Source organism: Kitasatospora sp. NPDC088351 (assembly GCF_040685575.1).
In the GTDB taxonomy this organism is placed as follows: domain Bacteria; phylum Actinomycetota; class Actinomycetes; order Streptomycetales; family Streptomycetaceae; genus Kitasatospora.
The window spans coordinates 43,329-66,048 of record NZ_JBFBIL010000012.1; the positions used below are offsets into that span (position 1 = coordinate 43,329).

The following is a 22,720-nucleotide window of genomic DNA, read 5'->3' on the forward strand; positions in this document are numbered from 1 at the left end:
CCGTCCCGCTACGGGCGGTGACGCTCCAGCTTCAGACCCTCCGCGTCCAGCTCACCGAACGGCGGGATCCGGTGGCTCTGGGCGAGGGAGCGGGCGGTGGCCGGGTCGGCCAGCCCGGCCCACTCCAGCACCTTGGCGGTGGCCGCCGCCGAGTCGTCGGCCGTCAGCTTGCCGATGTTGGAGCCGTGGTTGCCGCCGGGCACGGTGTAGACGTAACTGTCCTCGCTGCCCCGGCCGAGGTGGAACGGCTCGGCGCCCCACGGGTCGTTCTGCCCGTAGACGAAGATGATCCGCTCGGCGGAGCGCTTCACCCAGCGGTCGATGTCAGACATCGCGGACGGGTCGAAGCGCATCGGGATGTTCTTCGGCACGTAACTGCGCGGCGAGTACAGCTCCTTGAAGTCGTAGTGCTGCACGCCCTTGAGGTGCGGGACGTCGAAGCCGGGCGAGCCCAGCTCGGTGCCCGCCTGGTAGTAGTACGCGGTGTACTTGGCGAGCGACTGGTCGCTGTTGCCGGTGATGCCGGACTGGGCGTCGAACCAGGCGTACAGCTGGTCGTCGGTCGCGGTGGCCGCCGCCGGGACGGTCGCGCAGTCCGCCTCGGTGCTGTACTGCCAGAACGCCCAGACGACGTCGAGCACGCCCGCCTCGTAGGCCCGGTCGGCGCTGCCGACGGTGGTGAAGGTGGAGCCGGCGGCGGCGTTGTCGGCCACGTAGCGGGCCTCCAGCCGGTCGCGGCGGACCAGGAGTTCGCGCTGGGCGGCGTTGAGCGCGGCGCGGCACTCCGGGGTCCCGACGTTGCGGAAGAACGCGGAGTAGGCGGAGTCCTCGCGGTTGTCGACGTCGTTCGGGGCGACGTACGCGATCGTGGCCGTCACGTCGTCCGGGTAGAAGCGGCGGTGGTAGACGGAGGACATGCCGCCCTTGCTGGCCCCGGTGGAGAGCCAGTCGCGGTGGTAGATCCGCTTCAGCGCGGTGATGATCCGGTGCGAGTCGGCCGCGGCCTGCCGGATCCCGGCCTTGGTCCAGTCGGCGGGCTCCGGGCGGGACGGCGTGAAGTAGCGGTACTCGATGGAGACCTGGTTGCCGTCGGTCAGCCGGGTCGGCTCGGTGCGCGAGGGGTTGGTCCCGAGGGTGTACCCGTTGGTGTAGAAGACGGTCGGGCGGTCGTCACCGCGGTGCAGCACGCTGAGCCGCTGCTGGAAGGTGCCCAGCCAGGGCCGGAAGTGGTCGATCGGCTGGGTGTAGGTGAGCAGGAAGTAGCGGTGGCCGGTGGTGGTGGGCTTCTCCTCCGTGACGGTCATCCCGGGGATCGCCGCCAGGCGGTCCTTGATGTCGGCGGAGGGGTTGTCGGCGGTGGCCGAGCCGACGGCGTCCGCCGCGGGGGCGTCCACGGCGGGGACGTCCGGGGCTCCCGTGCTCCGCGCGAGCGCGGGCGACGCCAGACCGAGGGCGAGCAGGGGTATCAGCAGAACGGCGACCAGCAGCCTTCTGAGCGTGGTGGACATCAACTCTCCATTGGGTCAACGGAACTGTTCGTCACTCTTCGGCAGGTCGAGCGATGGCCGTCCGGTAGACGGCCGAATGGGCCATCCGCCGGTAGCGGATGGCCCATCGGGAAGGGAGTCCTGGTCAGGGGCGCGGCAGGGTGCAGCCGGGGAGGGTGAGGTCGAGGCGGTTGCCGGACGCGAAGCAGGCCGGGATGCCGTAGGTCTGCTGGGCGTAGTTGATTCCCTGCCGGACCGTCACCGAACCGTTCTGGTCCACCTCGCACGGGTTGTTGACGGTGCAGTACTGACCGTCCTCGTTGCCCGTGTTGTTGACGGCCACGACCTGGCCGGTGCCGGCGTCGACCACGGGCGAGCCGGAGGTGCCGCCGATGGTGTTGCAGCTGGAGGTGTAACGGACCGAGTCCTTGAAGGTCCAGCCGCCCTCCTTCAACCGGTAGGCGAAGCCGTCGATCGAGCAGGAGTAGATCTTCTTCCAGTACCCGGAGACGACCTTGATCGAGGCGCCCTGCGCGGGGTGGCCGGCGGAGATGGTCAGCGGGGCGATCCCGTACTGCGACTGGATCGACGCATAGGTGGTGTTCAGCTGGTAGATCGACACATCGGTGTCGGTCATGGTGCCGTAGACCACCTTGGTCGCGCGGAGCGTGGCGAGGCTGCCGCCGGTGGAGCTGAGCAGCGAGAAGGTGCGGCTGGAGGCCTTGTTCACGACGACCTGGCCGGGGCCGGGCATACCGGACTCCAGGCAGTGGCCGTTGGACAGGACGAGCGCCGGGTCGTTCGCGGCCGAGCCGGGCAGCCGGACCAGGGAACCGGAACAGTTGCTGAGCGCCACCGTCCCGGCGAAGTTGACGGCGGCGGCGGCCTGCGCCTGCTGCCCCTGCGCGGCCACGGCCACGGCCTCGACCGCGGCTTCGGTGACGGTGGCGGCCGTGGCGCCGACCGGGGCCGGGGCGCTCGCGGCGGCGGGGGGCGCTCCGGCGAGGGCGGTGGCCCCGGCGAACAGGAGTGCGGTGAGTATGCCAGTGAGCGGCTTCTTCATGAGAGACCTCTCGTTGTGGGGGTGCACCAAAGCTGGCGCGGACATGACGTGTTGTCAAGAGTCCCGCCACAACGCCGAGGCCAGGGGAAGGGCGGGGTCCGACCGGCGCCGCGCACGCCCGCCCCCGCCAGCCGTCCCGTCCGTCAACTTCCGCTCCAGCAAAGGCGATCGAGTCCTACCTCAGGCCGGTGACCGCGCTGCGCCGCACCGGTGGCCCACCCCGCGCACCCGCCGCACCGCCCCGGCCCGCTCGCGCGACGGTCACTGGAGAACGGCTGAAGAAGCGCCGAAGAGACGTCGAACCGGTCAAGCCGATCGAACGACTGATCCAGCCAACCTGCCACGCAAAGCCGGTCGGCCACCGTACTGTGGCGGGATCGGCCGGGTGACCGTATGGGGGCTGGAGTGACGACCGAGTACCGAAGTGACGCACAGTCGGAGCCGACGGGAGGAGCGCGGCAGGGCGCGGCCGGCGCCGGCCGCCTGCTCGCCGTGAGCGATCTGCACGTCTCCTACCAGGAGAACCACGACCTGGTGGAGAAGCTGCAACCCTCCTCCCCCGACGACTGGCTGATCGTCGCCGGCGATGTCGCCGAGCTCACCACCTCGATCGAGTGGACCCTGGGCCTGCTCGCCGAACGCTTCGCCCGCGTGGTGTGGGCCCCCGGCAACCACGAACTGTGGACCCACCCCGACGACCCGGTGCAGCTGCGCGGTGTGGCCCGCTACGAGCACCTGGTGGAACTCTGCCGCGGCCTGGGCGTGGTGACCCCCGAGGACCCGTACCCGGTCTGGCGGGGCGCCGGCGGGCCGGTCACCGTCGCCCCCCTGTTCCTGCTGTACGACTACTCCTTCCGCGCGCCCGGCACGACCACCAAGGAGGAGTCCCTGGAGGCCGCCTACACCAGCGGTGTGGTCTGCGCGGACGAGCGGATGCTCCACCCCGACCCGTTCCCCGACCGCGACTCCTGGTGCCGCGAGCGCGTCCGGCTCACCGAGCAGCGGCTGGCGGCCTGCGATCCGGAGCTGCCGCTGGTGCTGGTCAACCACTACCCGCTGGTCCGCCACCCCACCGAGATCCTCTGGTACCCGGAGTTCGCCCAGTGGTGCGGCACCGAGCTGACGGCCGACTGGCACCGCCGCTTCAACACCGCCGCGATGATCTACGGCCATCTGCACATCCCGCGGGTGACCAGCTACGACGGCGTCCGCTTCGAGGAGGTGTCGCTCGGCTACCCGCGGGAGTGGCGCCGCCGCGGTCTGCCGGACCCGCTGCTGCGCCAGGTGTTCCCCGAGGCCGACTGAGCCGCTTCCCGCCGCGCCCGGTGCGGGCGCGGCGGGCGCGGCGGGCGCGGCGGGCGCGGAATCAGGTGTGGGTCACTCCGGCCCGGCCTGCGCCTTGGCCTCCGCCTCCTCGAAGGTCGCCGAGGCCTCCGGCCGGGCCAGCGTGACCACCAGCTCGCCGTCGCTCACCTCGGCGATCAGCGTGTCGCCCTCCTGCACGGTGCCCTCCAGCAGCAGGTTGGAGACCCGGTTGTCCAGCTCCGACTGGATGGTCCGGCGCAGCGGCCGCGCCCCGAACTCCGGCTGGTAACCCCGGTTCACCAGCCACTCCTTGGCCTGCTCGGTGACCTCCAGCCGCACGTCCTGCGCCTTCAGCCGGCGCCGGCTGCGCTCCAGCAGCAGGTCGACCACGGAGAGCAGGTCCTTCCGGGTGAGCGCATGGAAGACGATCACCTCGTCGATCCGGTTGAGGAACTCCGGGCGGAACTGCGAGCGCAGGTCGCGCATCAGCTCGTCCCTGATCTCGTCGACGTTGCCCGAGTGGTCGAGGATCCGCTGCGAGCCGATGTTGCTGGTCATGATGACCACGGTGTTGCGGAAGTCGACCGTACGCCCCTGGGCGTCCGTCAGCCGTCCGTCGTCCAGCACCTGGAGCAGCAGGTTGAAGACGTCCGGGTGGGCCTTCTCCACCTCGTCGAAGAGCAGCACGCAGTACGGCTTGCGGCGGACCGCCTCGGTGAGCTGCCCCGCCTCCTCGTAGCCGACGTACCCGGGCGGGGAGCCGACCAGCCGGGAGACGGTGTGCTTCTCCTGGAACTCGCTCATGTCGAAACGGACCATCCGGTCCGGGTCGCCGAACAGCAGCTCGGCCAGTGCCTTCGCCAGCTCGGTCTTGCCCACACCGGTCGGCCCGAGGAAGAGGAAGCTGCCGGTCGGCCGCTCCGGGTCGCCCATCCCGGCCCGGCCGCGCCGGACCGCCTGGGAGACCGCGGTCACCGCCTGGTCCTGGCCGATCACCTTCTGGTGCAGGTGCTCCTCAAGCTTCAGCAGCCGCTCCCGCTCGGTGGCGTTCAGCTCGGCGACCGGGATGCCGGTCCGCCGGGAGAGCACCTGCGCGATGTCGTCCGCGGTGACCTCGACGACCTCCTCGCGCGACTCCGCCATCGCGGCCAGCTCGTCCTCGGTCTGGCGCAGCTCGGTCTTGAGGTTGGCGGCCCGCACGAACTCCTCGTCCGCGATGGCCTCCTCCAGCTCCCGCCGGAGCTTGGTGATCCGGTCCTGCACCGGCGCCGCCTCCGTCGCGCCGCTCAGGCTGCGCAGCCGGACCCGGGCGCCGGCCTGGTCGAGCAGGTCGATGGCCTTGTCGGGCAGGAAGCGGTCGCTGACGTACCGGTCGGAGAGGGCGGCGGCCGCGTCCAGCGCCTCGTCGGTGAACCGCACCTGGTGGTGCGCCTCGTACGCGTCGCGCAGCCCGTGCAGGATCTCGATCGTCTCCTCGACACTCGGCTCGGGCACCAGCACCGGCTGGAAGCGGCGCTCCAGCGCGGCGTCCTTCTCCACGTGCTTGCGGTACTCGTCCAGGGTGGTGGCGCCGACCACGCTCAACTCGCCCCGGGCCAGGGCCGGTTTGAGGATGTTGCCGGCGTCCATCGAACCCTCGCCGCCGGCGCCCGCGCCGACCACCGTGTGCAGCTCGTCCAGGAAGAGGATCACGCTCTTCTCGGCCTCCGTGACCTCGTCGATCACGGCCTTCAGCCGTTCCTCGAACTCGCCGCGGTACTTGGAGCCGGCCACCAGCGCGGTCAGGTCCAGGGCGACCACCCGCTTCTCCTCGAGGTTCTGCGGCACGTCCCCGGAGACGATCCGCTGCGCCAGGCCCTCGACGATCGCGGTCTTGCCGACGCCCGGCTCACCGATCAGCACCGGGTTGTTCTTGGTCCGGCGGGAGAGGATCTCGACGGTCTGCTCGATCTCCTCGGCCCGCCCGACCACCGGGTCCAGCCGGCCGGCACGGGCCTCCTCGGTCAGATCACGGCCGTACTCGTCCAGGGTGGGCGTCTGGCTGGGGTGCGCGCCCGTGCTGCTGCGCTCACCGCCCACGCCACGCCCGTCCAGGACCGTGCGCAGCGCCTCCTGCGAGGGCGCGGCGTTGCGCAGGGCCGCACCGGCGCCCGAGCGCTCCTCTCCCAGCAGCGCGCCGAGAATGTGCTCCGGCCCGATGTAGGAGGCACCGGCCGCCTGCGAACGGGCGTGCGCGGCCAGCAGCGCGCGCTTGGCGGCCGGGGTCAGCGAGGGCCGCCCTTCCGGCGCGGCCGTCGTGTCCCCGGAGGGCAGCGCCTTGGCCAGGTCGCCCGCGAGCCGGTCCGGGTCGATCCCGGCCCGCTCCAGCATCCGGCGCGACGGGTCCACCCGGGTGGCGGCCCAGGCCAGGTGCGCGGTGTCGAGGTCGCTACCACCGTCCTCCACCGCACGCTGCGCGGCCAGCGCCAGCAGTTCCTGTGAGGACTCGCTCAGCAGCCGGCCGATCGGCACCCGTTGCACGGCGGGCGGGGACGCCATCGGGCTCATTCCGAAGAACCGGCTGAGCAGATCGGAGAACGGATCGTTCGATCCGAACGGGGGCATCGTCACGGTGGATCACCTCTCCCAAGCGGTTTGGCCCCACACAAACACAGGCGGCGAGCCCCCGCCTGTCGGGACAACCCGCCCGGTTACCCGGTGAAGTGGTCGAGCAGCACACCGCCGCTGTACGTGACCACCATCGCCAGCACGCCGCCCACGATGTTCCGCAGCACCGCCCGCCCGGGCCCGGCCCCACCGAGGCGGGCGCTCACCCAGCCCGACAGCGTCAGCGCCACCAGGACGGCCGCCACCGTCACCACCAGCCGCAGGGAATCCGGCGGCAGCAGCACCGCGAGCAGCGGCACCAGCGCGCCGAGGGTGAACGCGGCGGCACTGGCGACCGCCGCCTGCCAGGGGTTGGTGAGCGCCTTCGGATCGATGCCCAGCTCGGTGTGCGCGTGCGCGGCCAGCGCGTCCCGCTCGGTGAGCGCCACGGCCACCTCCCTGGCCAGGCCGTCCGCCAGGCCGGCGCCGCGGAAGAAGTCGGTCAGCTCGTCCAGCTCGCCCTGCGGGTCCTCCGCCAGCTCGCGCCGCTCCTGCGCCAACGCGGCCTGCTCGGTGTCCCGTTGGGTGCTGACCGAGACGTACTCCCCGGCCGCCATCGACATCGCCCCCGCCAGCAGCCCCGCCACACCCGCCGCCAGCAACGCCGTCCGCGACTCCGCCGCACCCGCGACACCCGTCACGATGCCCGCCGTGGAGACCACCCCGTCGTTCGCCCCGAGCACCGCCGCCCGCAGCCAGTTGAGCCGCGCGGACAGCTCCGCCCGACTCGCCTCCTGCTCACCCATCGGCGCCACTCCCTCGACCACCTCCCCCACCCGATGATCACCCACCCCACCACCCCCCGCACCTCCACCACCCGCCCGCGACACCCCGTTCACCCGCGGCCCTGCATCCCCCCAAGAACGTCAGAGAGCCCTGGACCAAACGGCCCAGGGCTCCCCCATCGGAATGGCCCACACTGCTCGCTCACCTGGCTCGACGCCATCGGGCACCGTGATTGACCGTCACGCACCGCTCGATCCTGCACGGTTGTGGCACGGTCGCGCCTCTTGATGCGAACTACCGGCGGCAGGTCCGTAAGGTCTCCCTAACGAATTGTGGCCCGACCCCGCGCATGCCGAGGGGCGGGCCGAGAATACTTCCGTCCATGCCTCGTCTCGGAGGCCCTGACTCCAGCACCAACGGTGATCGCGCCGGCTACTACCGTCACCGCCAACAGGACTGCCAGCCTCTTGTACTTGTAGCGACCTCCGAGTCGTGCCAGGATTGGAGGAGCATTGCCCTCGACATGATGGGCAATAGCAGTTGGGAGATCCATTAATCCTCCTAATTGCGAAAGGGCGCCCCCATACGCTTCTCAGGGCAGGAGGGGGCGTCCTTTGGCGTATTCACTGTCGGCAACCGTAGCGCAGTTTTACCTGAACCGTAAGCCACAGGCAACACCGGGAAAGTTTTCACACAATTTATCTTCAATAAGTGGAACGCCCACGCTGAGCGTGGGTGACCTCATTAACAGGCCCGAACCAACACAGTTGCAGGTCGCTCAACTTGGCGCATGGTGGAGACAAGAGAACTTTTCTCCACCATGCGCCAAGTCCCCCGCGAGCGCAGGGCCGACCAAAAGAACGCCCACAAGAGCCTGGGTCACCTCGGGGCCATCCCCGCGAGCGCAGGGACTTTCCTTATAGTGACTATCCTTTCGGTCAACCTGCGTCAAGCGCCCCACCCCAAGGCCCGCTCTCGTGAGCGCGGTGGAGTGGTTTTGGCCGGTTTCCAGTCTCGTTTACATCCTCACATGATCGAATGTTGTAGATTTACTGCGATTCGCGCCGTCGACGTACTCCCCGCTGAGCGGGGTGGTTCGATCGTCGATCGGGCAGCTTCGCCACCCCTGGGTTCTCCATGGGCCACCAAGGCGCATGTCCGTGACGTTTGCGCTTGGCCTTCGCGACCAAGGCGCATGTCCGTGACGTTTGCGCTTGGCCTTCGCGACCCCTGGGGTTCCGGGTGCCCTCTTGGTGTCCGGTCGAGGAGGGGACCGTCCCGCGACCCACCACGATCACCACAACGACGGTGCACCCGTGCGCCGGCCCCGGTTCCCTCCAAGGAGAGCCGGGGCTTGGGCAGTTCCCCATGGTTTCAGACCCGGTGCCCGACCCTGCTCAGCGGCCACCTCCTACCCCTCCGCCCGGCACTGCCAGCCGCCGAGAGCGGGACGCAGACAGGAGAGCGCCGGGCCGGCGCCGTGAGCGAAGTAAGACCTGAACCTGCAGAGAAGGTTCTCACGCTTCATCGCTTCTCTCTCCTCTCTCGCCCCTTCGCCCTCATTGGCCGGACCGGCTCGGCTGCTTGGCTCGTCGCGTTCTTGTCCGCGGGCGCCTGGGCATGCTGATCTCGTGTCAGGTTGGACGCGCTGGAGGGGGCGGGATGGGGGAACTGGCGGTCAAGCTGTGGCGGGTGCCGGGCAAGGAGCGGCTGTACGTGAACAAGCCCGGTGTCCGCAGCGCGTCGGTCGCGTGGCTCGACTGTCTGACCGGGGTGGTGACGATCGACGACCCGGAGTCCGAGGCTGCTGCCCTCGCCAAGATCGAGGAGTGGTGCCAGTCCTCCGGGCGTACCATCCCTCCTCGCACCGTACGGCGAAGTCGTGGGAACACGGCCCGTCCAGCGGCGAAGCCCCCTGTACCGCGACCGAGCACGAGTGTGCCGTTCCTGCCGCCCCTGCGAGAGGAGGACGACCTCGCGCGCAACGTACCCGGTGCCGGCCTGGAGAGCCTGGTGCGTCAAGGTGAGGCGAGGTACAACGTGCTGGTCCGCCTGGCCGCCAGGATGACTCGGCAGCGCCTCGGCGACGCGAGCACTCTGCGGGGGCTTGAGGGTGAGCAGATCGTCGGCGCCCGCCTGGATTCGCTGAGAGCGGCGGGCTGGAAGGTCCTGCACGGGATCCCGCTGCCGTCCGGATCGGACATCGACCACGTGGTGATCGGCCCGCCGGGCGTCTTCACGGTCAACTCGAAACACCATGCCGGGGCGACCGTGTGGGTGGGCGACAAGGTCGTGAGAGTCAACCGCAACGGCTTCCCGTACCTGGAGAACTCCGAGTTCGAAGCGGCCCGGACCGCTGCCCTGCTCGGCGAGTGGTGCGGCTTCGACGTGCCGGTTCACCCGGTCATCGCCGTGGTGGGCGCCCGTAGGATCACCAACGGCGCCGCATCCGCAGTGACCGTCATAGACGGCGAGCGGATCGCCTCGGTCCTGCCCGCCCGGCCGGCGGCGCTGACGCCCGACCGAGTGGAGCGAATCTTCGCCGTGGCCCGTCACCGCTACGTCTGGGGCCAGGTGGGTAAGCGCGGCAGGAAGTCCCGTTAGCTCAGCTCACCTGCGGTGCGTTGATCAGCAACCGGTCGCCGTCCGTCCGAACGTGCGAGGCCGCCCGGGAACGGCAGAGGGCCAGTTCGGGAGGATCATTCCTCTTGAACTGGCCCCAAGGACTGGTGGGCGCGGACGGTTTCGAACCGCCGACATCTGCTTTGTAAGAGCAGCGCTCTACCACTGAGCTACGCGCCCCCTGTCGCGGCCTGGTGGGGGCACGACGACTGCCTAGAGTACCTGGTCCGGGGGGTGGTGTCGTGCAGGTGGTCGGGGAGTGGGACGGGTGGGGTGCCGGTGGGGCGGGGTGATCGGGAAGAATGGGTGGCGGATCAGCGGTCGGAGCAGGGAGCGCGCAGTGAGAGTGGCCGACGGGAGCGGGCGAGGGCGGCGGCTGGGGAGTGCGGCGGTCGAGGCGCTGGTGCTGCCGTTGGTGGTCGCGGGTGCGCTGGGGGCTGCCGGGGCGGCGTCGTTCGGGGCCGGCGGCGGCTGGTGGGGGCGGCGCGGCGGCGAGAGCATGCGGGCGGACGCCAAGGCGGCCCGGGACGCGGCGCAACAGGCTTTCTACGAGCTGGACTCGACGCAGCGCGACGTGCGGCTGGCGGTGGAGACGGTGCGCGCGGCGGAGGACGGTGCGACGGCGCGACGGGCGACGGCGGACTTCGAGGCGATCTCCGGCCGGATCGACCAGGTGACCGTGAACTACCTGGCGGCGCTGGACGCGCACGATCTGGACGCGGAGGAGCTGGAGGCGGGTGCGGCGGCCCGGGCGCGGCACCAGCTGGAGGACGTGAAGGGGCAGCTGGGCTCGGCGCAGGCGGAGCTGAACGCCTTCCTGGAGCGGCTGCAGCCGGTGCTGCAGCACGCCGAGTCGCAGCTGATGCGGGTGACCCCGGCGGTGGAGCAGGCGAAGCGTTCACTGCTCGCCGCGACCAGCGCGCTGGAGGCGGTGCGCGGGGCCGGGCTGCGGGCGGACGATCTGGCGACGCGGCTGGCGGAGCTGGCGCCGGAGCTGGGGCGGCTGAACGAGGGCGCGGCCCGGCACGGGGTGGCGGCGACGCTGCAGCGCGCCGAGAACGTGCAGGAGCGCGCGGACGCGATCGCGGCGGACGCGGGGCAGTTGCCGGAGCGGGCACGGGAGATCGACCGGCGGGTGGCCAGTCTGCGGACCCGGATCCAGGCGCTGGAGACCAAGGCGGCCACGGTCGAGCCGGCGCTGAGCGAGTTGCGCCGGCGGTTCAGCACGGCGTGCTGGCAGGACCTCCAGCGGGTGCCGGACCAGGTGGCGGAGACGGGGCGCGCGGCCGAGCAGAAGCTCGCGGAGGCGGCGCGGGCGCGCGATGAGCAGCGCTGGGCGGACGCGACGGGCGCGATCGGTACGGTGCGCGCCCTGCTGGACACGGCGGACGGCTCGGTGGTCGCCGTCAACGAGCGGCTGCGGCAGCTGAACGAGGTGCAGCACGACCCGAACCGCGAGATCGAGCGGACCAGGTTCGCCCTCCGCGACGCCCAGCGGCTCGCGATGGCGGGCCGGCAGGCTCCGGACCCCCGGCACGCCGGTCCACTGGACGCCGCGGTGGGGCGGCTGGACCGGGCGGTGGCCACGCTGGAGGCGGCCGGGCGGCACCCCGACTACTGGCACTTCCTGACCGAGCTCGCGGCGGTGCGGGAGTCGGCGGCGCGGGTGGTGGAGCTGATCCGGGGCGACCTGGGCAGCCAGCGGTAGCCCGACCGGAGAACCGTAGAAGACGTCGGAGGGGCTGCCGGAGAGCCGTGCCGGGATCCGCGCCCCTCGGACGGCTCATCCGACGGCGGGCTGGGTACGCTGCCGGTATGCCACGCTACGACTTCCGCTGCCGCTCCTGCGGCGCCACCTTCGAACTCCGCCGCGCGATGGCGCAGGCCAACGACCCGGCGGTCTGCCCGCAGGGACACGAGGACACCGTGAAACTGCTGTCGACCGTCGCCGTCACCGGCGCGGCCTCCGGCGGCGCCCCACAGCAGGCGCCGTCCGGTGGCGGGGGCGGCTGCTGCGGCGGCGGCTGCTGCGGCTAGCCACGCCGGGCACCCCCAGCCACGAGCATCCGGCACCGAACAGCCGGCACCGAACAGCCGGCCCCGCCTACCCGACCGCCACCGCCTCGACCTCGCCCCGCACCCGGCCCAGGAACTGACGGACGATCTCCTCCCCGGCGGCCACCCCGACCTGGTCGAGCGCGGTGACGCCGGGGGCCGTCCAGCCGCTGTCGGCGAGCTCGCCGTGCCCGGGGCGCCAGGCGGCGTCGGCGGCGAGCAGCAGGTCCGCGTCGAGCAGCGAGTCGCCGGCCGCCAGCACGACCGCCCCACCGAGCCGCCGCTCGACCTCCGCGAGCGCCGCGCTCTTGCTCAGCGGCGCCGGGACGGCGTACACCTTGCGGCCCTGGAGCGAGACCGTCCAGCCGCGTTCGGCGCACCAGCCGGTGAGTTCGTCGAGCCAGCCGGCCGGCAGCTCGGCGCGCTCGACGACCAGGTAGGCGAAGAGCTCGTCGGCGACCCGGCGCTTGTGCGTCCACTCCGGGTCCGCGCAGAGCGCCAGGTGCTCGACGACCTCGGCGAGCGGCACCGACGCGGTGGCCAGCCGGCCGGCCACCTCGGCGCGCCAGTCCTCGTCCGGTACGCCGTCGACGATCAGCTGGCCGCCGTTGCTGCAGATCGCGTAGGCCGGCACCCAACCTGGCGTCGGGCCGGGCAGGTTGACGCGTTCGTACTGCGTCCTGGTCCGGGTGGTGGCGGGGACGAGGACGGCCTCCCGGGCGAGTTCGGCCAGCAGCTCGGCGGCCTGCTCGGTCATGAACGAGAGCGCCTTGCCGTCGTGCACCTCCACCGAGAGCAGTCGCGGGGCGAGCCGGTCGGGCACGTCCAGGGCGAGGGCGCGGTTGGAGTAGATCAGGGTGCGGTCGAGGTCGCTGGCGACCAGGAAACGGCTCATCGGGCTCAGGACTCCTTCACCAGAACGGCTGTGCCGGCGGCACCGGTCGCTCCACGACTGTAACGGGGGTGGATGAGGCCGACGCAGGAGTACGGCAGATCGTCGACCTCCTCCACCGGGACGCCGCGCTGCGCGGCGAGCAGGCGGACGTGGTCCAGGTCGGCTCCGCTGCCGCGGCGGGCCAGGACCCGCCAGGGGACACGGCGCAGCATGACCCGGGTGGTCTCGCCGACGCCCGGCTTGACCAGGTTGACGTTGTCGATGCCGTACTCGGCGCTGATCCGCTCGACGGCGGCCCAGCCGGCCCAGTCGGGGTCGCGGTCCCCCGTGCCGAGGCGGCCCTCGGCGACCAGGAGGTCCGCGGCCGCGACGGCCTCCGCCCGGACGTCGGCGAAGTGGTCGGCGACGGTGTCGAGGAAGGCCCCGGAGACGTCGCCGCCGGCCAGCTCGGTGTAGTGCTTGGCTCCGTGGAAGTCGTCGGGGCCGATGAGGTCACCGCGCAGCACGGTGCGCGAAACCAGGCCGGAGACGGTCGAGTTGAGGCAGGCGGAGGGGATGAGGAAGTCGTCCCGGGTGCCGTAGGTGCGCACGCAGCGGCCGGGGTCGGCGAGGACGGCCAGGCCGGGGTTGAACGCGGTGCCGGCGAGGGCGTCGGCGAGTTCGCGGGTGATCGCGCCCTTGCCGGTCCAGCCGTCGAGGAACACCACGTCGGGGGCGTGGTGGTGGGCGTCCAGGTAGCGCACGGCGACGGGGTCGATGCCCCGGCCGCGAATGATCGAGACGGCGTAGTGCGGGGTGTCCAGACCGTGCGCGAAGGCGTACCAGCGGCGGATCAGGATGCCGACGGGCGTGCCGGCCCGGGCCAGCGAGGCGAGTACCAGGCCGCGGCCGCGCTCGCGCAGCAGGGTCTCGGCGACGGTGCCGACGGCGAGCGCGATCCGCCGGGCGGAGACCCGCAGGGCCTGGTGGAACAGCTCCTGGTACTCGGGGCTGGGCTGGTACTCGACCGGCAGTGACTCGGCGTAGTGCGCGCCGCCGTTCTGCACGGCCTCCTCGCGCTCCTCGGTGGGGGCCTCCAGCGGGACGTCGGAGAGGTCCTTGAGCAGCCAGGCCACCTCGTCGGGGCGGTAGGACGAGAACGCGGGGCCGTACAGCGGACGCGGCAGCGCCGGGTCGACGGCCCGGCCCACCGGCCCGGGGTCCGTGGCCCCGGGACCGCCCGGCCGGTGGGACGGCAGCACGGCGAGCACCACCCGGTCGGTGACCTGCCGCAGCTGGGTCAGCAGCGCCCGCTCGCCCTCGTACAGGGCGGGCGTGTCGGCGACGTCGTCCACCACCAGCACGATCGCGTCGAACCGGCGGGCGGGGTCGGCGCCGGGGGCGACGTTGTAGGCGAAGCGCTCGCGCGGGGAGTCGTCGCGCGGGTCGTCGTGGGCCGGGAAGGCCAGCCGGGTGCGGATGGCGTAGCCGGGGTCGTCCACCGCGAGGACGGGCGAGCGGGTGGTGGTGGAGTAGCGGACCCGCTCCTCACCGAGCCGGTCCGCGAGCGCGCCGGCCAGTCGCAGCGGGGCGTACATCAGCTCCTCGAAGCCGAGCACGAGCACCCGGCCGTTCTCCCGGCCATTGTCGAGCCCGTCGAACCCGTCGAGCCCGTCGGCCAGCTGCCCGGCCAGCCTCGGCAGCACGGCGTCCAGGTGGGCGCGGTGCGCGGTGGTGAAGCCGTGCCGGCCGCCGTCCGGCAGACCGGCGGGCCAGTCGAGGGCGATCCGGACGAGCGGGGCGGGCGTGGCCGGGGGCGGCGCGGGGGCCGGACCGACCTCGGCGATCAGCCGCTCGGCGCGCGTCAGGATGTCGGCGGGCAGGTCGACGCCTCCGCCGGCGGCGGCCACCAGGTCGATCCGGGTGCCGAGTTCGGCGGCGGTTTCGGCGAGCCGCCGCTGGTCGGCCTCGCCGCGCAGGTCGACCAGCGCGACGACGACGTAGTGCTCGCGCGGGTGGCGGGCGTGCAGTTCGCGGATGGTGTTGAGCACGGTGTTGCCGGTCGAGAACTCGTCGTCGACGAGGACCAGCGGGCCGTTCCCGGCGAGCAGCCGGGGGTCTGCGGGCAGCAGCAGGTGGGAGGTGGCGTGCGAGTGCTCCTCCTCGAAGCCGCCGACCGGCTCCACGCCCGCCACCGGGCGACGGGTGGAGTGCAGGTACGGGGCGTCCAGGCCGTCGGCGACACTGTGGCCGAGGCCGGTGGCGGTCTCGGCGTAGCCGAGGACGACGGCGCGCGCGGCCGTCTCCCCGCCCAGCAGTTCGCGCACCCGGCGGCCGAGGTCCAGGCCGGCGCCGTGGACCACGGAGGGCCGCTGCGGGACGTGCTTGCCGAGCACGGTGGAGACCAGCAGGTGGGCGCGTTTCCTGTTCTCCCGCAGGGCCAGGCCGACCAGTTCGGGGAGCCGGTCGGAGCCGGTCAGGCCGACGCCGACCCGGTCGGCGACCCAACGTCCGGTCCACACGTGCTGTGCTGTCACTACTGGCCCTGCTTTCGGTGCTTTCGGTGGTGCGATTGTCCTTGGATACCGGCCGGCCCCCGCCGCCGATCAGCGCCCGGCCTCAGCCGGGCCACGGGCCCGGCCAGATGCCCCCGACCTGGCCACGGCCTCAGCCACAGAGGCAGGCCGAGAGCAGTTCGGCGAAGCTGACGTCCTCCCGGGCCACCCCGAACACCTCGGCCCGCAGCAACACCCGCTCCGCCCAGGCCCGGTGCGGCTTGGCCTCGTTCATCTTGTTGGTGTACGCCGAGCGCAGCACCCCGCCCCCGCCGCGCTCCTGGTCGAGGATGTCCCGCGCGTCGCAGTACTCCTCGTGCGTGACCACCGAGAGCGCGTGCACGGCGGGGACGTGGCTGGGGTGGATGCAGGTCTTGCCCAGCAGGCCGTTGGCCCGGTCGAGTTCGATCTCGCGGATCAGCCCGTCCAGGTCGTGCTCGATGATCCGCTGGCGCACGGCCTCCCCGGAGGGCTCGGCCTCGGCGAACGGGGTGCGGCGCAGCTGCGGCTTGAACATCCGCTCCTGGACCGGGAAGTACTCCCAGACCGGCCCGGTGACGGTGAACCCGGTGCCGTCGGCCCGGCCGAGCACGTTCACCACGTCCCCGATCACCGCCGCGACCAGCGAGACGTCGTACGCGGTGAGGTCCGGCGAGCGGCGCAGCCCGTACGCGGAGCACAGGTCGGTGACGCCGAGGCGGACGGCGAGGACGCGCTCGCGGTACTTGTCGAGCAGGCGGGCGATGCCGAACAGCTGCTCGCGGCGGGTCTCCAGGTGGGCCAGCTCGGGTGACTCCAGGACGGGCATGGCGAACAGCCGCCGGCCGGTGGCGGTCTCGGCGGCGGTCAGCGCCTCCAGGAAGTCGCCGCCGCTCTCCTCGGTGAACTTCGGCAGGACGAACCCGGTGAGCAGCCCGACGGCCGGGCCGAGTCGATCGGCGAGGTCGGTGATCTGGGAGGCCGTGCGAACTCTGATGAAGAGCAACGGGAGGTCATGTGTGCAATCCGTGGAGACCTCCCCGGAATCTCCCCCGAAAACCGCCCCCTCGCCCCCGCCCGCACCCTTTTCGGAGAACCCGCCCGAGAGCTCCCCCGAGCCCCCTCCGGGGAGTTCCCCGGACGCCTTTCCGGAGGCCTCTCCGGACACCTCTCCGAGGAGCTCGCCGAGCTGCGCGACCAGATTGGCCTCGGCGGCGGTCACCTCGTGGTCGGCGATCGCGTCCTCCAGGCAGAGCACCATCGAGACCACGCCCCGGGCGGCCTGCCTGCGGATGTCGGAGCGCAGCGTGGGCCTGGTGGCGGGGCTGTAGAGGGTCGCGCCGAGGGCGGTGGCGAGCACGGCCGCCCCGCTCCCTGCGGAGAAGGACCGGGGCTGTTCGAGGAAGAGCCGGCCGCGTACGTCGTCGGCGAGGTGGCCGAAATGGCGCATGGTGCTCTCCTCAGGGGTGTGCGACCGCCGGTCCGGGCGGGGGAGCGAGGTGTTCGGGTGCGGGGGTCGGAGTGCGGGCCGTCGGGCCCCGTTCCGGGTGCGGGGCAACACCATGGTTAACCGGCCCACCGGGCGCGGTGGTTCCCGGGCACGCGCTGCTGATTACCCCCCGCCGAACCCCCCGGGGGGCTTCCCGCCGCCCATCGTACGGACGGCTTCCGGTCGAATACGGTTCCGAAACATCGAATTCTCGGAAGGTTACCCTCCACTTCACAAAGCGCAAGCGTTGGCAAAGTCCCCTACCATTCCGCCTCCTTCGGTCACGTTGTCCGAAGGGGTGGCGAACAGGCAGGATGGTCGGCTATGACGCACGTGATGGCCAAGGGCGCCAACATCGCACTGCCGGTGGCCGCGGTCCGCGCCGTGCTGCGCTGGAGCGCCACGTCCGGCGCACCGGACGTGGACGCGTCCGCGCTGCTGCTGGGCCCCGACGGCAGGGTCCGTTCCGATGCCGACTTCGTCTTCTACAACCAGCCGCGCCACCCCTCCGGCCTGGTGCGCCACCTGCCGAAGCAGCAGACCGGCGGGGGCGCCGAGATCACCGACACCGTGGAGGTCGAGCTCGGCAAGCTGCCGGCCGAGGTGGACCGGGTGGTGCTGGCCGGCTCCTCCGAGGGCGGCTCGTTCCGCGCGGTGGCGGGGCTGCGCGTGCTGCTCTTCGACGCCGCCACCGGCGAGGGCGCGCCCGCGCTCGCCGAGTTCCCGATGCCCGAGGCCGACGATGTCACCGCGCTGGTCGCGGGCGAGCTCTACCGCAGGGCCGGGGCCTGGAAGTTCCGGGCGGTCGGCCAGGGCTACGCCTCCGGGCTGATCGGGCTGGCCACCGACTTCGGCATCACCGTCGACGACGAGGCGGGCGACGCCCAGGGCACGGCCGCCGACCCGACCGCGCACGCCGCCACCGCCCGCACCACCACCGACCCGGCCCCGGACCCGCGCGGTGTCCTGCCGGACCCGCACCCGGCCTCGCGGGCCGAGCCCGGCACCTACACCCTGACGCCGCCGGTGCCGCAGCCGCCCACCGTCGCACCGGTCACCGCCGCACCGGTCCCCCCTCCCCCACCGCCGCTGGCGCCGCCCACCGTGCCGCCGAGCACCCCGCCCGTCCCTCCGGCGCCCCCGACGCAACAGCCCGGGTACGGCTACCCCCAGCAGTCGCCCCAGCAGCAGCCGCAGCACCAGCGCGGCGGCTACGGGTACCCCCAGCAGCCCCCGCAGACCTCCCAGCAGCATTCCTCGCCCGGCTACGGCTACCCACCGCAGCAGCAGGCCGACGGCTACGGCTACCCGCCGAACAGCACCGCACAGCCCCAGCCGCCCCAGCACCAGCCACCGCAGCAGCCCTCGCCCGCCCGGCCCCCGGCCGCCGGGGAGGAGTTCGCGCTGCCGCCGCAGGGCCCGCAGTTCCAGCCCCGTTAGGGTCTGTCGAAACCCCTGTCCGGCCGGACAGGGGCTCCCGTTCCCGCCCGCCGCTACTCCGCTCCCGCCCCGCCCTTGTAGCCGCGCTGCCACTGCATCCCGAAGCCGTACAGCCGGTCGATGTCCGCCTGGAAGCCGTTCACGTAACGCACCTCGCGACGCACCGTCAGCTGGTTGTCCCCGACGTTCTCGATCAGCACCACCGCACAGGACCGCGCGGCCGCCGCTCGCTCCTCCAGCTTGATCTCGATCCGCGGCCCGGTCTGCGGCACGATCGTCACGACCGCGTTGGCCTGTTCGAAGGCGGGCGTGCCGTCGTAGATGTAGACGAAGATGAGCAGCCGCTTGAACTGGTCCTTCTTCTCCAGGTTGACGTACATCGTCTCGCCGGACGGCGCCCCGTACTGGTCGTCGCCGCTGAGCTTGATGTACGGCGGGTGCTGCAGGTCCCCGAAGAAGCCACCGAGCGGCTGCACCACTCCCCGGCTGCCGTCGGCCAGTTCGTACATGCAGGCCAGGTCGAGGTCGACGTTGACCTGCCCGCCCGCCTGGGAGTCCGGCTCCATCGGGCTGAGGATGCGCGGGCTGAACCAGCGCTTGACCATGTCCCTGGCGCTCGGCCCCGAAGCCGCTATCCGCGTGGTCCAGTGCAGATTGACGTACAGGTAGCCGGTAGTGGCGGCGGCCCCGGTGATCGCGTGGTGCGGGGTCGACTTGGTGAGCGTGATCTTGTGCTGCCCGCCCGGGTCGAAAGTGTTCCGCTCCCCGCGCAGGTACTCCCAGATCGAGGCCATTCCCGTCCTCCCAAGGTCCGCCAGTCGATCTGACGGTCCGCCGCTCCATGATCGGGCATCAGCCCGGCCGCCGGGTACCCCGACTCCCCTACCCATCCACGTTCCCGGGATGCCGTCGGGGCGGCCATCTCGAGCCACCGGCGGGTCGATTGGCGGGGCCAAGCCCCCCTCCCGTAACATGCCGCCCCTTCGGACGCGATATCGTCTAGCCGCACAGGTGTCCCGTCCGCTCCCGCCCCGGCGCGGCGGGCTCGCCCGACGGCGACGACGCACCGTCAGGCGCGGTTCCTCTTCACGAACCTGACCGCCTGTGTCGCACTGTGACCTGTCCCCTGCGGAAACCCGAGGCCCGACCCGCAATGAACCTGACCTCCATACAGCTGGTCTGGACCGTCGTCGGCGGCGCAGCCCTGCTGTTCACCGCCATCCTGGTGGCGACCCTGCGCTTCAAGAACACCAAGGCCGAGGAGTCGGGTGACTCCTGGGAGCGCAGCGAGGACCGCCGCCGCCGCAAGGAGATGATCTACGGGATCTCCTCCTACGTCCTGCTGTTCTGCTGCGCCGGCGTCGCGGCCGCACTGTCGTTCCACGGTCTGGTGGGCTTCGGCAAGGAGAACCTGGGCCTCTCCAACGGCTGGGAGTACCTCGTCCCGTTCGGTCTGGACGGCGCCGCGATGTTCTGCTCGGTGCTCGCCGTGCGCGAGGCCAGCCACGGTGACGCGGCCCTCGGCTCGCGCCTGCTGGTCTGGGTGTTCGCGATCGCCTCGGCCTGGTTCAACTGGGTGCACGCCCCGCGTGGCATGTCGCACGACGGCGCCCCGGAGTTCTTCTCCGGTATGTCGATCTCGGCCGCGATCCTGTTCGACCGGGCGCTGAAGCAGACCCGTAAGGCCGCCCTCCGCGAGCAGGGCCTCGTCCCGCGCCCGCTGCCGCAGATCCGCATCGTCCGCTGGATGCGGGCTCCCCGCGAGACCTACGCCGCCTGGTCGCTGATGCTGCTGGAGAACGTCCGCAGCCTGGACGAGGCGGTCGAGGAGGTCCGCGAGGAGCGCCAGGCGAAGATGGACGCCAAGCTGCGCGCCCGGAGCGCCGACCGGCGCGAGCGCGCCGAGCTCAAGGCCATCTCGCGCCAGGGCGGCATGCTCGCCCGGGCCCGTGGCGGCCGTCAGGTGCCCGCGCTCACCGCTGCCGGAGACGGCCCGAGCGCTACGGAGCCTGCCCTAGCCGCTGACGCCGACAGCACCTCCCAGACCGGCGCCTCGTCGCTGGAGCCCGCGTCCATGAGCGCCCTGGACGCCGGCCGCCGGCCCCGCGCCGCCGTCGGTTCGTCCTCGGCCGGCTCCGCCGACTCCTCCTACACCGGTTCCTCCTCGTCCTACCGCAGCTCGACCATCGACCTGACGGCCGACGACGACACCCTGTCGATGCCCAAGCTGGACTCCCTGGAGCGCAAGCTGCGCGCCATCGAGCAGCAGCTCGGCTGAGCGCCGGCACCGGGTCTGGTCCGGGCCCGAGCCCGCAGCGAGCCTGAGCCGGGCCCGGACCCGCCCTGCTCAACCACCGAGTACTCCGCGTACTCCGCAGACGCGAGAACGCGCAACGGCCGCCCCCGGGGATGTGGGGGCGGCCGTTGTGCTTGCCGGGGAAGGCGGAAGGGCCGCTACTTGCCGGCGCTCACCAGTTCCCGCTCCTCGCCACCGTCTCCGCCCTCGGCGGCCTCGCGGCGGTTGCGCAGGACCGACGAGCCGAGCGCCAGACCGATGAAGGCGACACCGATCAGGCCGGTGACGATCTCCGGGATGTGGTACTTGATGCCGACCAGCAGGATCGCCGAGAGCGCGCCGATCGCGTAGTGCGCGCCGTGCTCCAGGTAGACGTAGTCGTCCAGGGTGCCCTTGCGGACCAGGAAGACGGTCAGCGAACGGATGTACATGGCGCCGATACCGAGGCCAAGCGTGATCATGAAGATGTCACTGGAGATGGCGAACGCGCCGACCACACCGTCGAAGGAGAACGAGGCGTCCAGGACCTCCAGGTAGAGGAAGAGGAAGAACGCGGCCTTGCCGCCCACCTGGATGATGGACTTCCCGGACTTCTCGGCCTCCGCCTCCTTCTCCTCCTCTTCCTCCAGGCCCGACTCGAAGATCGAGGACAGGCCGTTCACGACGAGGTAGGTGACCAGGCCCAGGATGCCGGCGAGCAGCACCGTCTCGGCGTGCTCCTCGGCGAAGAAGTTGGCCGCCAGCAGGAGCGCGACCAGCGCGACGACCGACGAGAAGGCCTCCAGCTTGCCGACCTTCTCCAGCGGGCGCTCGATCCAGGCCAGCCAGTTGTAGTCCTTCTCCTCGAAGATGAAGTCGAGGAAGATCATCAGCAGGAAGACGCCACCGAAGGCCGCGATGGCCGGGTTGGCCGCCTCCAGGTACTGGCCGTACGTGGAGCCGTTGAACGTCTTGTCCGAGTTGAGCGCGAGGTCGACGACCGTCGCGGGGTTGAGGTGCGCGGTGAGGCCGACCACCAGCAGCGGGAAGACCAGCCGCATACCGAAGACGGCGATCAGCACGCCGACGGTGAGGAAGATCTTCTGCCAGTACGGGTTCATCCGCTTCAACACCGTGGCGTTGACCACCGCGTTGTCGAACGACAGGGAGATCTCCAGGATGGAGAGGATCAGCACGATGCCGAATCCTTCTGCCCCCCAGAGCAGGCCGGCTGCGATCAGGCCGATGACGGTGATCGCGAATGACCAGCCGAATGTGCGGAGGAACACGGGATTTGATTACCTTTCGGGCTCAGGGCGTGCCACGGGTGCGGCGTCGTCCTGAGACGCCCTGACCGGGCCGGGCCCGGTCAGGTCACCCCCGCACTGCCCTCTGTTCTTTTAATCGTTGAACGGGCTCGTCGAATGCGATTTTCCGACCTTTACTGTACGTTTACGCCGAAATCGAGGGCAATGCCACGCAGGCCGGAGGCGTACCCCTGGCCCACCGCGCGGAACTTCCACTCCCCCGCGTAGCGGTACAGCTCGCCGAAGATCATCGCGGTCTCGCTGGACGCGTCCTCGGTCAGGTCGTAACGGGCGATCTCCTGCTGGTCCACCGAGTTGACCACCCGGATGTACGCGTTGCGCACCTGGCCGAAGTTCTGCAGCCGGGACTCGGCGTCGTAGATCGACACCGCGAAGACCACCTTGTCCACCTGGACCGGAACCAGCTCCAGGTTGACCAGAACGACCTCGTCGTCGCCCTCGCCCTCACCGGTGAGGTTGTCACCGGTGTGCTCGACCGAGCCCTCGGGGCTCTTGAGGTTGTTGTAGAAGACGAAGTACTCGTCGCCGAGCACCCGTCCGCCCGAGCAGAGCAGGGCGCTCGCGTCGAGGTCGAACGGCGCACCCGTGGTCGAGCGGGCGTCCCAGCCCAGACCGATCTGCACCTGCGTCAGGTTCGGTGCGGCCTTGGTGAGCGAGACATTGCCGCCCTTGGCGAGCGTGACACTCATGTCTGTCCTTCCTCCTTGCCTCCGGGGCGCATCTCAGGTGTATTCCCCCGCGGCCCCGTCCGGCCGCTTTTGGCCGGCTGAACTTCCTGAACTCCCATCCTTCCAGTGCGTCGGGGCAGCACGAAGCCGGGGCGGCCGCCGACGCCTCGCGTCCGCGGCCGCCCCGGCCGGTGGTGCTCCGTCAGGC

16 protein-coding genes and 1 tRNA gene are annotated in these 22,720 nt (G+C 71.5%); 6 read left to right on the forward strand and 11 right to left on the reverse strand.

Annotation, left to right across the window (positions count from 1 at the left end):
- Positions 1-8: 8 nt before the first annotated feature.
- Positions 9-1,508: a S28 family serine protease gene (locus AB0P06_RS12180; protein ID WP_363607097.1), complete on the reverse strand. Its 1,500-nt coding sequence runs from the start codon at positions 1,506-1,508 to the stop codon at positions 9-11.
- Between the two features lie 124 nt (positions 1,509-1,632).
- Positions 1,633-2,550, reverse strand: a complete 918-nt coding sequence (locus AB0P06_RS12185) for a serine protease (protein WP_363607099.1) — start codon at positions 2,548-2,550, stop codon at positions 1,633-1,635.
- A gap of 393 nt (positions 2,551-2,943) precedes the next feature.
- Between AB0P06_RS12185 and AB0P06_RS12190 the strand changes: the two genes are divergently transcribed.
- Positions 2,944-3,855, forward strand: a complete 912-nt coding sequence (locus AB0P06_RS12190) for a metallophosphoesterase (RefSeq protein WP_363607100.1) — start codon at positions 2,944-2,946, stop codon at positions 3,853-3,855.
- A gap of 72 nt (positions 3,856-3,927) precedes the next feature.
- Here the strand turns inward: AB0P06_RS12190 and AB0P06_RS12195 are convergent, their stop codons facing one another.
- Both AB0P06_RS12195 and AB0P06_RS12200 read right to left on the reverse strand, forming a co-directional pair.
- Positions 3,928-6,465, reverse strand: a complete 2,538-nt coding sequence (locus AB0P06_RS12195) for an AAA family ATPase (RefSeq protein ID WP_363607101.1) — start codon at positions 6,463-6,465, stop codon at positions 3,928-3,930.
- Positions 6,466-6,545: 80 nt separating this feature from the next.
- On the reverse strand, positions 6,546-7,247 hold the full coding sequence (locus AB0P06_RS12200) for a VIT family protein (RefSeq protein ID WP_363607102.1): 702 nt from the start codon (positions 7,245-7,247) through the stop codon (positions 6,546-6,548).
- Positions 7,248-8,889: 1,642 nt separating this feature from the next.
- Between AB0P06_RS12200 and AB0P06_RS12205 the strand changes: the two genes are divergently transcribed.
- Positions 8,890-9,831, forward strand: coding sequence for a nuclease-related domain-containing protein (locus AB0P06_RS12205; protein ID WP_363607103.1), 942 nt, complete (start codon positions 8,890-8,892; stop codon positions 9,829-9,831).
- 123 nt (positions 9,832-9,954) lie between these two features.
- On the opposite strand, the gene AB0P06_RS12210 is transcribed toward AB0P06_RS12205, so the two are convergent.
- Positions 9,955-10,029: transfer RNA gene (locus AB0P06_RS12210), tRNA-Val, on the reverse strand.
- 166 nt (positions 10,030-10,195) lie between these two features.
- Between AB0P06_RS12210 and AB0P06_RS12215 the strand changes: the two genes are divergently transcribed.
- Entirely contained in the window at positions 10,196-11,557 is a 1,362-nt protein-coding gene (locus AB0P06_RS12215; protein WP_363607247.1) for a hypothetical protein, read from the forward strand.
- Positions 11,558-11,664: 107 nt separating this feature from the next.
- Positions 11,665-11,886: a zinc ribbon domain-containing protein gene (locus AB0P06_RS12220; protein WP_363607104.1), complete on the forward strand. Its 222-nt coding sequence runs from the start codon at positions 11,665-11,667 to the stop codon at positions 11,884-11,886.
- Positions 11,887-11,953: 67 nt separating this feature from the next.
- On the opposite strand, the gene AB0P06_RS12225 is transcribed toward AB0P06_RS12220, so the two are convergent.
- The 3 genes from AB0P06_RS12225 to AB0P06_RS12235 form a co-directional block, all read right to left on the reverse strand.
- Entirely contained in the window at positions 11,954-12,799 is an 846-nt protein-coding gene (locus tag AB0P06_RS12225) for an HAD family hydrolase (RefSeq protein ID WP_363607106.1), read from the reverse strand.
- A gap of 5 nt (positions 12,800-12,804) precedes the next feature.
- Positions 12,805-15,315 carry a phosphoribosyltransferase gene (locus tag AB0P06_RS12230; protein ID WP_363607108.1) on the reverse strand — a complete coding sequence of 837 codons (2,511 nt, stop codon included), beginning with the start codon at positions 15,313-15,315 and terminating at the stop codon, positions 12,805-12,807.
- Between the two features lie 130 nt (positions 15,316-15,445).
- Positions 15,446-16,762: an HpcH/HpaI aldolase/citrate lyase family protein gene (locus tag AB0P06_RS12235; protein ID WP_363607109.1), complete on the reverse strand. Its 1,317-nt coding sequence runs from the start codon at positions 16,760-16,762 to the stop codon at positions 15,446-15,448.
- Positions 16,763-17,125: 363 nt separating this feature from the next.
- On the opposite strand from AB0P06_RS12235, the gene AB0P06_RS12240 reads away from it, so the two are divergent.
- Positions 17,126-18,241 (forward strand): TerD family protein, encoded by a 1,116-nt coding sequence (locus AB0P06_RS12240; protein ID WP_363607110.1) that lies wholly within the window; start codon positions 17,126-17,128, stop codon positions 18,239-18,241.
- Between the two features lie 53 nt (positions 18,242-18,294).
- Here AB0P06_RS12240 and AB0P06_RS12245 read toward each other — a convergent pair whose 3' ends face one another.
- Positions 18,295-19,035, reverse strand: coding sequence for a Tellurium resistance (locus AB0P06_RS12245; protein WP_363607111.1), 741 nt, complete (start codon positions 19,033-19,035; stop codon positions 18,295-18,297).
- A 359-nt stretch (positions 19,036-19,394) separates the two neighbouring features.
- Here AB0P06_RS12245 and AB0P06_RS12250 point away from each other — a divergent pair, with 359 nt between their 5' ends.
- Entirely contained in the window at positions 19,395-20,519 is a 1,125-nt protein-coding gene (locus AB0P06_RS12250; protein ID WP_363607113.1) for a DUF2637 domain-containing protein, read from the forward strand.
- A gap of 176 nt (positions 20,520-20,695) precedes the next feature.
- Here the strand turns inward: AB0P06_RS12250 and AB0P06_RS12255 are convergent, their stop codons facing one another.
- On the reverse strand, positions 20,696-21,805 hold the full coding sequence (locus AB0P06_RS12255; RefSeq protein WP_363607114.1) for a DUF475 domain-containing protein: 1,110 nt from the start codon (positions 21,803-21,805) through the stop codon (positions 20,696-20,698).
- A 152-nt stretch (positions 21,806-21,957) separates the two neighbouring features.
- A complete protein-coding gene (locus tag AB0P06_RS12260) occupies positions 21,958-22,533 on the reverse strand; it encodes a TerD family protein (RefSeq protein ID WP_363607116.1) in 576 nt (191 codons plus the stop codon).
- Positions 22,534-22,720: the final 187 nt, after the last annotated feature.

Excerpts from the sequence above, each read along its gene's own strand:
- AB0P06_RS12180 (WP_363607097.1), bottom strand. The coding sequence starts at position 1,508 with ATGTCCACCACGCTCAGAAGGCTGCTGGTCGCCGTTCTGCTGATACCC.
- AB0P06_RS12185 (WP_363607099.1), bottom strand. The coding sequence starts at position 2,550 with ATGAAGAAGCCGCTCACTGGCATACTCACCGCACTCCTGTTCGCCGGG.
- AB0P06_RS12190 (WP_363607100.1), top strand. The coding sequence starts at position 2,944 with ATGGGGGCTGGAGTGACGACCGAGTACCGAAGTGACGCACAGTCGGAG.
- AB0P06_RS12200 (WP_363607102.1), bottom strand. The coding sequence starts at position 7,247 with ATGGGTGAGCAGGAGGCGAGTCGGGCGGAGCTGTCCGCGCGGCTCAAC.
- AB0P06_RS12205 (WP_363607103.1), top strand. The coding sequence starts at position 8,890 with ATGGGGGAACTGGCGGTCAAGCTGTGGCGGGTGCCGGGCAAGGAGCGG.
- AB0P06_RS12220 (WP_363607104.1), top strand. The coding sequence starts at position 11,665 with ATGCCACGCTACGACTTCCGCTGCCGCTCCTGCGGCGCCACCTTCGAA.
- AB0P06_RS12225 (WP_363607106.1), bottom strand. The coding sequence starts at position 12,799 with ATGAGCCGTTTCCTGGTCGCCAGCGACCTCGACCGCACCCTGATCTAC.
- AB0P06_RS12235 (WP_363607109.1), bottom strand. The coding sequence starts at position 16,762 with ATGCGCCATTTCGGCCACCTCGCCGACGACGTACGCGGCCGGCTCTTC.
- AB0P06_RS12240 (WP_363607110.1), top strand. The coding sequence starts at position 17,126 with ATGACGCACGTGATGGCCAAGGGCGCCAACATCGCACTGCCGGTGGCC.
- AB0P06_RS12245 (WP_363607111.1), bottom strand. The coding sequence starts at position 19,035 with ATGGCCTCGATCTGGGAGTACCTGCGCGGGGAGCGGAACACTTTCGAC.
- AB0P06_RS12250 (WP_363607113.1), top strand. The coding sequence starts at position 19,395 with ATGAACCTGACCTCCATACAGCTGGTCTGGACCGTCGTCGGCGGCGCA.
- AB0P06_RS12260 (WP_363607116.1), bottom strand. The coding sequence starts at position 22,533 with ATGAGTGTCACGCTCGCCAAGGGCGGCAATGTCTCGCTCACCAAGGCC.